This is a genomic window from Pontibacter silvestris (assembly GCF_020907275.1).
Lineage (GTDB): Bacteria > Bacteroidota > Bacteroidia > Cytophagales > Hymenobacteraceae > Pontibacter > Pontibacter silvestris.
Genome location: NZ_JAJJWI010000010.1, coordinates 166,713 through 179,854 on the forward strand (window position 1 = coordinate 166,713; position 13,142 = coordinate 179,854).

8 protein-coding genes are annotated in these 13,142 nt (G+C 41.8%); 4 read left to right on the top strand and 4 right to left on the bottom strand.

Features of this window, described 5'->3' with window-relative positions; translation table 11 throughout:
* Nucleotides 1-14 precede the first annotated feature (14 nt).
* Nucleotides 15-848, top strand: coding sequence for a DsbA family protein (locus LN995_RS11310; protein ID WP_229961173.1), 834 nt, complete (start codon nucleotides 15-17; stop codon nucleotides 846-848).
* Nucleotides 849-1,398: 550 nt separating this feature from the next.
* Nucleotides 1,399-2,439 (top strand): PAS domain-containing sensor histidine kinase, encoded by a 1,041-nt coding sequence (locus LN995_RS11315; protein WP_229961174.1) that lies wholly within the window; start codon nucleotides 1,399-1,401, stop codon nucleotides 2,437-2,439.
* 237 nt (nucleotides 2,440-2,676) lie between these two features.
* On the opposite strand, the gene LN995_RS11320 is transcribed toward LN995_RS11315, so the two are convergent.
* Nucleotides 2,677-3,069 carry a response regulator gene (locus tag LN995_RS11320; RefSeq protein ID WP_229961175.1) on the bottom strand — a complete coding sequence of 131 codons (393 nt, stop codon included), beginning with the start codon at nucleotides 3,067-3,069 and terminating at the stop codon, nucleotides 2,677-2,679.
* A 476-nt stretch (nucleotides 3,070-3,545) separates the two neighbouring features.
* On the opposite strand from LN995_RS11320, the gene LN995_RS11325 reads away from it, so the two are divergent.
* On the top strand, nucleotides 3,546-4,805 hold the full coding sequence (locus tag LN995_RS11325) for a glycosyltransferase family 1 protein (RefSeq protein ID WP_229961176.1): 1,260 nt from the start codon (nucleotides 3,546-3,548) through the stop codon (nucleotides 4,803-4,805).
* 19 nt (nucleotides 4,806-4,824) lie between these two features.
* Nucleotides 4,825-5,955, top strand: coding sequence for a UDP-galactopyranose mutase (glf, locus tag LN995_RS11330; protein WP_229961177.1), 1,131 nt, complete (start codon nucleotides 4,825-4,827; stop codon nucleotides 5,953-5,955).
* 1,074 nt (nucleotides 5,956-7,029) lie between these two features.
* Here the strand turns inward: glf and LN995_RS11335 are convergent.
* The 3 genes from LN995_RS11335 to LN995_RS11345 all read right to left on the bottom strand — a co-directional run bounded on the left by LN995_RS11335 (nucleotide 7,030) and on the right by LN995_RS11345 (nucleotide 12,816).
* On the bottom strand, nucleotides 7,030-8,862 hold the full coding sequence (locus LN995_RS11335) for a glycoside hydrolase family 2 protein (RefSeq protein ID WP_229961178.1): 1,833 nt from the start codon (nucleotides 8,860-8,862) through the stop codon (nucleotides 7,030-7,032).
* A 117-nt stretch (nucleotides 8,863-8,979) separates the two neighbouring features.
* Nucleotides 8,980-11,178: an SDR family oxidoreductase gene (locus LN995_RS11340; protein ID WP_229961179.1), complete on the bottom strand. Its 2,199-nt coding sequence runs from the start codon at nucleotides 11,176-11,178 to the stop codon at nucleotides 8,980-8,982.
* Nucleotides 11,179-11,724: 546 nt separating this feature from the next.
* Nucleotides 11,725-12,816 carry a COX15/CtaA family protein gene (locus tag LN995_RS11345; protein WP_229961180.1) on the bottom strand — a complete coding sequence of 364 codons (1,092 nt, stop codon included), beginning with the start codon at nucleotides 12,814-12,816 and terminating at the stop codon, nucleotides 11,725-11,727.
* Nucleotides 12,817-13,142: the final 326 nt, after the last annotated feature.

A 13,142-nucleotide genomic window follows, 5' to 3' on the forward strand; every position in this document is an offset into this window, starting at 1 on the left:
CGTAGGGTGCTGATATGACAGAAGATAAAAAAACACAAAATAAAGAATCAGAAAATGAAGCAGGGTTGGTGGAGATTCAGGTCTACACCGACCCTCTTTGCTGTTGGAGCTGGGCCTTTGAGCCCCAGTGGCGCAAACTACGCTATGAGTTCAGTGGCAAGATAAGGTGGCGCTATCGTATGGCGGGGCTTATTCCTAACTGGAACACTTACAGAGATCCGGTGAACCACGTGAACAAGCCAATCCAGATGGGGCCTGTCTGGCTGGAGGCAAAGCATCTTAGTGGTATGCCGTTAGAGGACAAGGTTTGGTTTCATAATCCTCCAGTCTCTTCTTATCCATCCTGTATCGCCGTGAAATGTGCGGGATTACAGTCTGCTGAAGCAGCAGAAATGTACCTGCGCCGGGTACGGGAGGCTGTTATGTTGCATGGTAAGGATATATCTCAAAGAGAAGTGCTCCTGGAAGTAGCAAGGGAGCTTGCCAGGGAAAGTCCGGATCTGCTTAATTTAACAGAGTTTGAGCACGAACTGAGTGGTGAGGCTGCCAGAAGGGCTTTTGAGGAGGACCTGAAGCAGGTACGCTACCACAGGATAAGCCGTTACCCCGCGCTGACTATCAATAAGCCGGGGCAGCCGGGCTTATTGATAGTAGGGTACAGGCCGTATGAAGCACTTGTAAGTACCTTAAAGAAGGTGGCGCCAGAGCTGGAGCCTGTACAGCAGGTGAAAAATGCTGAGGAGTACAGGAAGTTCTGGAATGGAGCGACAGACAGAGAAATTGAGGAGGCGTTAAATTCAGATAAGCAAGGACACCCTGCATCTGCTGAAAAAAGTTTTGAGAGCTAAATCCTTCAATTAAAAATGATAAATAAGGACTATTCTGAATTAAGTATGATAACCAGTCCTTAACAGTTAATTGCCACAACTCCTGAGGCAAAAGTCATTCAAAATATTCCGCTGCTATTAGTACAGGCTTTGTTTGTAAAAGCCGATTTGCACACTCTGTAAATCGGCTTTTCTCTATAATTAATTCAAAGCTGTCTGTACCTGTCATTTAAATATTGTCCAAATTCTTCAACACGTTGCAAGCCTTCTTATGTATAAGTTTTCTCATCGTGCAACTTAGTCTGTATGTACGTAATAACATCTTCCCTGCAAGACAGGCAATAAACAGCGTTAAAAGGAGTCTATATGGTTAAATTTAATATAGTACAAGATTCTTCTGAATAATCAGGCAGGACTTCTTTACTTAAAACCTCTATACTTATATTATATTATATTATATTATATTTGGCTTTTAACAAGAATAAGCACGAAGGTTAATTCCATGCACAAACAAAGCTTAATAAATTCAGCTGATATTCTAACTCTGTTACCTGTACTGGATCGGCTAGCTATGCAGTCAGACCAGGTTTTCTTTCTTTATAATCTTAGAACAAGGCATGTGGATTTTATTAATCCTAATTTCCAGAAAATATGGGAGGTAAGTAAAAAGGAATATAGTGAAGAGTCTCTTTGGGGCTCTATCTACCCAGATGATAGAAGCTTTGTAGAAGAAAGTTACCATGATTTTCTGAATGGGGAAAGCAGTAAAAAGATTGAGTTTAGAATACTGCTGCAGAAAGACGTTGTTAAATGGCTTTCACTTTTCGTCTATTATATCTTCGAGGGTAATGTGAAAAGTTTTATTGTAGGATTAGTCGAGGATATAACAAAAAGAAAGGAACTTGAGCATTTATCGGCACAAAATAATTCCCGCAAAAGCGCTGTGCTTGAGATTCTGTCACATGATCTTAAGGGTTCCATTGCCCTGATTAATGTTATGAATGAGGAGGTGAAGAAGCATGTGCAAGCATTGGGTAATGAGCAGGTAAATGAGTACACCAGGCTAATTGGCCAGGTTTGCAAGAATAACCTGGATATGATTCATTCGCTCCTTAACGTTGAGTTTTTGGAGTCTGCCAGTATGCAGCTTACAAGGAAGAGGCTGGATCTTGTGCAGCTTATTAAAAATGTGTTTGATGAGTACAAGCACTCGGAGAAGCTTTTAGACAGGTGTTTTAAGCTTTTATCCGCTAATGAATCTGTTTATGTAGAGGTTGATGAAGTGCTGTTTACGCAGGTATTTAATAACCTTATATCTAATGCCGTTAAATTTACCCGAGAGGGAGGCGCAATTACCGTATCACTGGAAGAGGATAAGGAGCGGGTTCTGGTTTGCGTAAAAGATAATGGTATTGGCATTCCTAAAAGTTTGCAGCCATTTTTATTTGATCGGTTTTCAAAAGCCAGAAGACCAGGTAATAAAGGACAAAAGTCTACGGGCCTGGGTATGTCCATCGTTAAAAGAATTGTGGAATTACATGGCGGCAAGACTTGGGTAGAAAGTGAGGAGAAAAAAGGTACATCTATTTTCTTCAATATCCCTAAAATTTAAAAGGGAAACCAGCTATCGAAGAAGAAATTGCCCTGCTTTTATGCTCAAACAGAAAAATTTCTCAACAGAGAAAAACTACTAAGCTTAGGCTACAATATTTCATTTTTTGCATCTACTTTTTTTCTCCTGGTAAATAGAAAGAAAGGAGAGGGTACTTTGAAAGCACTATCCTATAAAAACCCCTGTAAATCCAGGGGTGCAGGGAAAGCAAATTAGCTTTTGAAGTATTCTGTAGAATTAAGCAACCCGCGCTAAATTTTGTTTGATTTCGTGTAGGTGACCTTCTGTAAGAGGCTTACTGATAAACCCCTTGACAATTGCATGGTATTTAGCCATTTCTTTTTCTGCTGAATCTATAGAAGAGCTTAAAATAAAGACAGAGCAGTTACTTGAAATAGAATCTTCAAGTGGCTTCAGTGCCTGTAAAAACTGCCACCCACTCATAGTAGGCATGTTCAGGTCCAGGAACATTACCTGCGGTACATTTACCTCTAGGTCCTCTGTCAGATAGTCAAGTGTTTCCTCAGCAGAAGAGAATGTCACCACATGCTCTGAGAAGTCCTCCATCTTCAGCATGGTCTCTGTCAGGAAAGAACTGAACTGGTCATCATCAATGATAAAAGTTTTCATGGCTCCTTTTTAAATTATAATGCAAAGCCTTTAACAGGCACAATACAAAACAAATACCTTATTAGCCTTATAAAAAGGAGACTTTTTTATATAAGTAACATATGTTTCATCTAGGTATAACTTCATTTGTAGAAATATTATATTAGTAAGATATTGGAAGCCAGCATGTTTTGAGCTAATCATAAAGCTTATTTAGTAACATAGGAGAGAATATATATTACTCAATTAATCTTATATACATATATATTAATAAATATTTATATTAAAGTTTGGTTTCTAATTATTGCAGCATAAGGTTATGTAATTTCATGTAAAAGTTAAAAAAAGGGTCAAATTGAATAATTTATTCTTCGCTTACTGCTTCTGATTTGACTTTTTTTGATTGATACCGTAATAACTGAATCAAGCTCCTGTACTGGCTAGTGCTACTGTAGCTTGACAGCACCCCTAACTTTACATTTAATTATAGCAGACTTATGTTTAAAGAAACACAGGAGCATTTTGTACAAGGTAACATCGGGAACATAGAATTGAAAGTTGGAGGAGGCAGTTTATCATCCAAAGAAGGTAAAAGAAAAGAAAACCAAAGCTTCGATAGTTTTCTGCAGAGCATGCCTGACGTGGTATGCCTTTCACACTTACGCTGGGATTTTGTATACCAACGCCCTCAGCACCTGCTCACCCGCTTCGCCCGTTATAGCAGGCTTTTCTTTATGGAAGAACCTATATATGGTGATGTGCAGGAACCATACCTGGATATTTCTACTCGGGGAGAGAACATACACATAGCAGTACCATATTTACCTCATGGGCTTCAGGCAGAGCAAGTAGAACAGATACAGCGTAATTTACTGGACGAAATGTTCGAAAGCCAATTGCTGGTAAAGCCTATACTTTGGTATTATACACCAATGGCACTTAGCTTTACAGAGCATCTGCAGCCGCTGCTTACAATTTATGACTGTATGGATGAACTGTCTGCTTTTAAGTTTGCACCGGCACGCTTAAAAGAGTTGGAGCAAGCGCTGTATAAAAAAGCTGATTTGGTGTTTACGGGTGGCCAAAGCCTGTATGAAGTAAAGAAGCAGCAGCACCAGGCGGTACATGCTTTCCCGAGCAGCATTGATAAAGCCCATTTTGCACAGGCAAAGGAGGAACTGCCGCAACCAGCAGATCAGGCCTCTATACCAGCACCACGGCTTGGCTTTTTTGGTGTGATAGACGAACGTATGGATCTTGATCTGTTGTCTGCCCTAGCTGATGCTAGACCAGAATGGCAAATTGTCATAGTAGGGCCTGTTGTTAAAATAGACCCGGCCTCGGTTCCGCAGCGCCCCAATATTCATTACCTTGGAGGTAAATCGTACCAGGAACTGCCTGCTTATTTAAGTGGATGGCAGGTGGCACTTTTACCTTTTGCTATAAATGAATCTACTGCTTTTATCAGCCCAACCAAAACACCTGAGTACCTTGCTGCGGGAAAACCAGTCGTTTCAACTCCAATACGTGATGTAGTGCGTCCTTATGGGGAGGAGGGCTTGGTGCACATAGCAAGTACTGCCCAGGAGTTTGTTGAGGCAATTGAGGCAGCTATGTTGCAGCAAGAGAACAATGCTTGGAAAGAGCATGTGAAAACTTTTATGGCTAACATGTCTTGGGACCAGACATGGCGTGATATGGTGGAGTTACTGGCACAGGCAGCACATCAAAAGTCCAGCAGTAAGAAAAGTTTATAAGAGACACAGAAGGTAAACAATGTTTGATTATTTAATAGTAGGGGCAGGATTTGCAGGTAGCGTTCTGGCCGAGCGGCTGGCTTCACAGTTAAACAAGAAAGTGCTTATTATTGATAAGCGAAATCATATAGCAGGCAATGCCTACGACCACTATAACGAAGATGGGATACTGGTCCACAGGTATGGGCCACACATCTTTCACACAAATTCACGTGATGTTTTTGATTACCTGTCGCAGTTTACAGCGTGGAGGCCTTATGAGCATCGGGTGCTGGCAAGCGTAGACGGGCAGGAGGTGCCAATGCCGATTAACCTGGATACTATAAACAAGTTGTACGGCCTGGCCCTTACGTCCTTTCAGGTAGATGATTTCTTTAAATCAGTTGCAGAAGAAGTTTCTCCCATAAGTACCTCTGAGGATGTGGTAGTGAGCAAAGTAGGGCGTGAGTTGTACGAGAAGTTCTTTCGCAACTATACCCGCAAACAATGGGGTATGGACCCTTCAGAGCTGGATAAATCGGTAACTTCGCGGGTGCCTGTCCGGACAAACCGCGATGACCGCTATTTTACCGACACGTACCAGGCTATGCCTTTGCATGGGTATACAGCTATGTTTGAAAGGATGCTAGCACATCCAAATATCAAAATCATGCTTAATACTGATTACCATGAGATTTTGGATATAATTCCTTTTAAGGAGATAATCTATTCAGGGCCTGTAGATGAGTACTTTGATTTCAGGTATGGCAAGCTGCCTTACCGATCCCTTGAATTTAAGCATGAAACGCTGGACAAGCCTCTACATTTGCCTTCTGCAGTAGTGAACTACCCTAATGAGCATGCTTACACTCGCGTGACAGAATTTAAATATCTGACAGGCCAGGTGCATCCTAAAACAAGTCTGGTATATGAATACCCGCAGGCAGAAGGAGACCCATATTATCCTGTACCACGCCCGGAAAATGCAGAAGTATACACAAAGTACAAGAAGCTAGCTGATGAAACCCCTGGTGTGCACTTTGTCGGCAGGCTGGCTACTTATAAGTACTATAATATGGATCAGGTAGTGGCGCAGGCTTTAACATTGTTTAAAAAGCTTGAGAACAAAGGTAAGCCAGAAAAAGTGTTGGGAAAAGTAACATTGAAATAACCAAGCAAGCAGTCACGTCGGACGGTGTTAAAGCAAACATCAGCGAAAATAAAATTCATTGAACAGAAATAAGAAAACGAACCTTATAAACTCATAACTAAAGAACAAGTACCTGCTCCGGATAAGACAAAAAGAACATCTGCTTCCATTAAACTGAACAAAGAAAATAGCTTTAAAATAGAACAAGGTCTGTCCTGGATACAGGTAGCACCAGGTACTCCCTGTTTTATAACTGAGGAAGGTGAAAACTGGACACCATAGGGCAGAATGATGCTATTACATGGCCTGACTTCGCTGGTCTTTTTAGAAGAAAACCTATAGCAGGTAGAAGGACATCTGGCATGGCTCGCAGCGCATGGCATCACATGCCTTCGGCTCATAATACATAATAGAATACGCACAGGGCGAGCATCTTTATTTTGAACGGCTTACAGGTACCTTCTCACCTAATATGGTAAAGCTCTTTGTGATGATATGTTCAGGCTGTGCGCCAAGTATCATATCAAAATGCTACTGATACTTCTGGATGTGGATTCGATGGAAGCACCACCCTTATAACCATTAAAACGGCGGATCCCTGTAAAAAACATTCGCAGTGGCTGCTGTGCCCTGATGCTCTATAAGCTATAAATAACTGCTTAGCTTTTGTCACGAAACGATGAGGTGGGAGAGGTGTACTGTTTACCTGTGCTGATGATAAGTAGACTGTTTTATGGCTGTTGCGTAAGGACAGCGTCACTAAAAAGGCATAAAAGAACAGACAGCAGCTACCATATTTATAGACATTAAAATTCCGGGCATATCGGTAGGTACCTATGTTGTAACCCTTCGGGATACCTTACAAGGGAAACCTTTGGAGTCTCTGTAAGTAAATCATCAAACTGATGTGGGATATCTCGGACTGAAGTCGATACCTGTAATTACAGATCTTGCTGTAGCAGTTCGTCTGAAATAGAAGCAGGAGGTAGTTATTCATTAAATGATAATTTAAAGGTTCAGGTCAGGCTACTATTAATTAATAGTAGCCTGACCTGAACCTTTAAACTGTAAAAGTGAAGATGGTTATAGTTGAGCTTACTTGTTTTCTCTGGAATTTAGCAACCCGGCAGGAACGGATAATTCCCCTGTTTGTGGGTCTATGATTCCATTCCGCTCATCCTCAATGTTGGTTGCTTGAGTATAAATATCTCCCGCAATTGCACGCTTGCGCAACTCCTGTTTGAATTGCCGTATACGTTCTGTCCGTTCTTCAGAACCTTGTGGTCCACCATAGTCTGAGAAGCCGAAGCCACCCCATTCGCTCACTATCAAAGGTGCCTGCCCTCGGTAAAAATAAGGATCCCCAACTACCAGCGGAAAAGCTGCTACTCCTTCCATCTGGCCTTCTGTCAATTGGTCAAGTAGTTCCTGCCATCGGTCAAGTTCAGGCGTATAGAGATGGGCTGTTAAAATATCAGACTTAAGTTTACCTTCATAAGAGATATGCTGCCAGCCGTCGTTGTCTACCACCAGGAACTGCGGATACCTAATCTTCATATAGTGGAAGGCATCCATGATATATTGGCGTGTCTGAGGGTTTGTGGCAATATCCTGGGCACCCCAGTCTTCGTTGTACAGGCTCCAGATGACAATAGAAGGATTAGTTTCAATTAAAGTGAGCATGCGAAGCAGCTCAGCCCTGTGGTTTTCCCTGCTTTTGGGGGTGGAACTGTGCGGGCTGGGGACTTCAACCCAAAGCAAAAGCCCTATCTCATCAGCCAAGTTATAAATACGAGGGTCTACCCCGGCAATGTGTACGCGTACAAGGTTGCAACCAAGTTCTTTCATGGCATACATGTGGCGCCGCATTTCCTCATAAGTGGCGGTGCCTGGTTGATATAGAATGCCGTCAATGTATATTTCCTCATTATTGAGGTAAAGGTGCCTTCCCCGGGCCTCAAACTTCCTAAGGCCAAAGTGTGCTTCTATTTCGGAAGTGAAGCCATTAGGGTCTGTTAATTGTGCTATAAGGCGGTAAAGGTGAGGGTTCTCTGGAGACCATAGTTCCGCATCAGGCATATTTACTACCACAAACTGGTTCTTCTGCCCTGCCTGTAGTCGTAAAGGAAAGTCTGAGACAGCAAGAGGTTCCGGTTGCTTGCTGTCGCGTTCATAAATTTTTAACCTAAGGGTGTACCAGCCAGGATCTTTGATACGGGTGGTAAGGCCAAATCGCACCAGGGAATCCTCGATCACACTAATGACTCCTACTCTGGAGCGTAAACGATTACGCTCTACAGTTTCCAGCCAAACACTTCTAACTGCCCCCGTATAAGTCTGATACCAGATACCACCACGTTTGTACACGTGCGACTCCTGCTTTCCTCTTGGTATTTCAGCATCCATAGAAGACTCAATACGCACAGTGAGGTAGTTAACCGGCAGCAGGTGTTCTTCATTTATTTCATAGGAAAAAGAAGTATGTTCTCCATAATGAACTTCTTCCCCATTTATGGTACTCAGGAGCCGTCCGTTTAGCCACACACGGGTTTCGTAGCCACATGCCCCAAAAGTAATCTGGAACATTGAGGGGGATGATGTATTCCGCCGTGGTCTCTCAAATTCCCGCTCATACCAAACAATTACTTTATCCTGCCACACAGGGCCCTGCTGTTGCCCTTTTGCTGCGGCCATGTGTGCCTCAACTGACCCAGGCCAATGGGCAGTATATTCGTATCGATGTCCTAAATACCAGGCTTCATGCAGCCCCCGATCTTCTTTGTCTGGTGCAAAATACCATTGGCCATCCAGCAGGTAGTGCGTGTTAGGGCGGAGTACAGCACGTGGTAGCGGGTTTTGCTGGTCGTTTGTTGAATTAATTTCTTCAATGCCTTCAGTTGTGTTGAAGTTCTGGTGTGTCGGATTCATAGCTAAGAATAATTAGTCGCGGATTCTGAATTGCTTTTCAGTCTTTAACGTGATTTCTACAGATCAAGGCTGGAACAATTACCTGAACCTTTTTATGTAGCTAAAGAATTTTTAGTTTTATACAGATAATATTGGAGACTGTTCAATGACTTCCTGTTCGATGAAAAGTCTGCTTATTGCATCTTCTAAAGAAGGCAACATCAAACCCCGCTCACTGCCAAGCACACTGTATATGGGGCGAACAGCTTTATAACCAAGTTGTTTAACCGGTACAGATTCAACTAGTCCACTATCGAAACCAGCTAACCTCGCAACTTCTGAGGCAAGCGAAGCATAGGTAGTTTCTCCCACATTAGCTAAATGCCAGATACCGCACTCTCCATCCAATAGCAAGTCTAGGCTAGCATGTACTAAATCAGGTATATAGGTAGGGGAAATATAGAGGTCATTTGCTGCAGCAATAACCTTTTGCTCCTTTAACGACGACAGGACCTTCATAACAAAATTATCACTATCCCATGGACCAAATAAGGCACTCGTTCTGATAATCAGGGCAGAAGGATCTCGCTCCGTTACTAACTTTTCTGCTTGTTCCTGGGTTTTCCCAAAGACATTTAACGCTGAGACAGGATCACTTTCAGTATAAAAAGATTTTTTTTGCCCGTTAAAAACAAGATCTGATGAAAAAGTTAGCAGCTTGAACTGGTATTTATTTGCCAAGAGAGCGAGGTTTGCGGGGCCCAATGTGTTCGCTGAGTAACAATCGCTATAGTTGGTTTCGGCTTCATCTACCTTTACATAACCTGCTGCATTTACAACAGCCCAAGGCTTTTTAGCTGCTATAACGCTTTCTGCCTGTGCCTCATCCGTTATGTCCAGTTCCTCTCTTCGTAACAACTCATAATGTATCCCTCTCAGGTAACATAAACGCGCAAATGCGTTGCCAAGTGTACCGGTTTTACCAATTATCAAAAGTGGCTGCGAACTTTTAAGAGGATAATTTGCTTTGGACACAGTGCTTTGAGAGTACAGTATACGCGCTTCCTTCTTCCACCATCCTTTTTCTTCCAGAACTGGATGGCGGAACTGCTGCCCGGTGGCAATCCCTTTTATCAATTTAGCGAGAGCAGTAGCCCGTGGCTTTCCGGAGCGTAAGTCAAAGAGGCCTGGTTCGTAAGCTATGTTCTGATTCTCATCTGCCAGTAAATTGCTCCAGCCGTAGGAGCCAAGCATAGCCCAAGCTGTTATGGCTCGTATATCAACACCTTCTTCTTTTAGCTGGCAGGCATTGTCCCATATTTCTTTTATCCACCTTAACTGCTCCTCCCGGGTACAGCCTAAGTGTACCTCGGTTACAGCCATGGGAGTTTTAAAACGATGCCATGCTTCTCGTAATAATACTGAAATCCCATGCTCTTGCTGCATATTTACCCGTACGGCTTCAACATCTGCATACTGGTGTTTATGGTTGCCACCGTGGGTGTGAAGGGGGTACTTTTCAAGATTCTCATCAAGGAACCTTTCTGAGGTAGGATAGTAGTTGAACCCTAAGATGTCTATTGGGCAATTATTTTCCTGAAAGAACGCTAACTCTTTGGGCTTTATTCCAGACCACATCAGGTAAGGCCAGAGGGGGTGTTCGCTGTCTATTTTCCCGCTGATAAGGTCAAAACCAAGCCATCGCCTTTCATTTTCGAAATCTGCTTGATATTTCAACAGTGGTGTACTGTAGGTTTTGCCTAAGTCCTCAGTTTGTACCAGTTTTGCAGCGGAATTAACTGTACGTATAGCTTGCATGGCCAACACAGTGGCTTTACATTCATTTATCAGAAGCCTTAAAAAGCTTGTATTCTCCTTATGGTGTGGATACCAGATTCCGTAAAGACCGCAAAATCGGGAAGTGGTAAGTGGTTCATTTATAGGTGTATAATATTCCAGCCACGGAAATTTTTCAGCCACTTTAAGAGCATATGAAGCTAGCCCGGTTGCAAATTTATCTGTATGTATTGGAGCATACACCGGACCACTGCCATGGTGTACCAACCCAGCAATAGGATGAACATTGAGTTCTCTAAGTTTATTTAAATTATTTTCTGTTAGCCTCCAGTCTATTTCAGTATTAGATCTTGGCTGATGCTTTTCCCAGATAACCGGGTAACGGATTTTTTTTATACCCAGATCGGCAAACAGTTCTAAATCGCTTTGCCTTGAATAATGATCAGCATATTGAAGCTGATCAAAATACAAATCCTTCACTCTATTAAAGGTACACTCGACTCCTCCCCAGACTTCTACACATTGTGAGTTTACACCCATAGTATTCAAATTAAATGAAACATTAATTAGTTGTACAGGCGCTTAGTTTCTTAAGCCTGATCCTACAGTTAGCTTTTAAGGAAAGAAGGCATGTCTTTAAATTTTAAAATAATTTATAATAGGTAGAGCAGTAAAAGAAGTAGTTGTAAACTCTACCATAATATGTTAAGGTTCTATAAACGAAAAAAATAGCTGGGCAGGTGCTAGAGTAGTAGAATACGTTCGGTTAATATTTTGAGTTTTATCCTGTAAGAAGGAATAGGTTGATGTTAGTCCTAATTATGGACTAAGAAAGCGAGAGTATGGAGGCTTATGAGCAGATGCTTAAATGTCGTATTTCATCTTAAGGGAAACAGAGTTGAATAAAATAGGAAAACGAGTGCTGGAAAAGTTTATAAACTTATGGAAGACTCCTTAGACACAGAGCTTACCCAATTGCCTAAACGAATGTAATGCAACAGTAAGTGAAATACCACTGGCTAAACAACTAAGCTACGATAGCTTGCTTGGGTACAAAATTTAACAATAAACTGAGATTAAGTGGCACTAGCTATTTGCGTACTTAAGATGTTGTGCTGCTATTTTAGCCTTTTCTGGAGAAATATTTGTTTGCGGATTGACCGATAGCTGGTGTACTGCCAGCACAGCAAATGAAAACAACGCCACAGCTACTATCTGGTGCAATACGCCTAAAGCAACAGGAACAGCCAATAACAAGGTCGCTATACCTAAGCCAACCTGAAGAAAGCCTGTAAGCATGAGAAATAGTGTAATTCTTTTTGATGTTGAGCTTATGGCTGAATGTCGGCTATTGTTCCATAATAGCAAAATCAGAAATAAAACTACTATTGCTACCCAGCGATGAATAAACTGCACAACTGCACCTTTGTCTAAAAAATTAGCCCAAGTAATATGCTCTTCCAGGTAAGAAGGAAAGACTTCGCCGTTCATTAATGGATATGTGTTGTAGTAAAAGCCTGCTTTTAATCCTGCTACAAACGCTCCTAGAATAATTTGTAAGACAATAGAGGCCAACACAACTTTAGCAAGACTGTTAAGTTTGTTTGTAGAATATCTCTGTTGTTGCTGGGCGACAGAGACAATGTCAGCAATAGTCCACAATATAACGCCTATTAGCGAAAGCGCCAGGCACAGGTGAGCTGCCAGCCGGTAATGACTCACATGAGGGTTGTCACTAAGCCCACTTTTTACCATAATCCAGCCCATCAACCCCTGGGCTATACCTAATATGAGTACAAACACAAGCCGTTTTAACAGCTGATTAGAAAGTTGCTTTTTAAGCAGGAAGAAAAGAAATGGGAAAATAAAGGCTAACCCTATAATACGGCCAAGTAGTCTATGTAAAAATTCCCACCAGAAGATTTGCTTAAACCCGGAGAGCGACATACTGAAATTAAGCTTCTGGTATTCAGGAAACTGCTTGTATTTCTCAAAAGCTATTGTCCATTCTGCTTCATTCAGGGGTGGAATTGAGCCCGAAATTATATTCCATTCCACAATGGATAATCCTGAGCCAGTAAGTCTTGTAATGCCTCCAATTACCACCATAGCTGTTATCAGAAAAACTCCACTTAGCAGCCAATATTTGATTGCTTTATTATAATGTGCCTGTTGCATAAGTTCTAAAAAGAGCAAAGCTCTTTAAAATTATCACAACAGTACATGATATTTATCACTGTATCTTTTGATTTAATTACAGGTACACGTCTTTATCTATAAGATTTAGTTCAGAAGCAGAGAGTATAACGCTTACGGGTGCTCAAAAAGAAAGCGCCTGCTAAAAGCAAGCGCCCTCAAAACTAATCTAACTTTAACTATTATTCACCTTGACACAAAGGTACCAAGACCTTACAGGTTAGCAATAGACCACAGTAGTTTTAACAGTTAAATAATGTATGATAAAATATCGGTAATAAAGATGTCAGCTCCCCTGTAAATAGAAC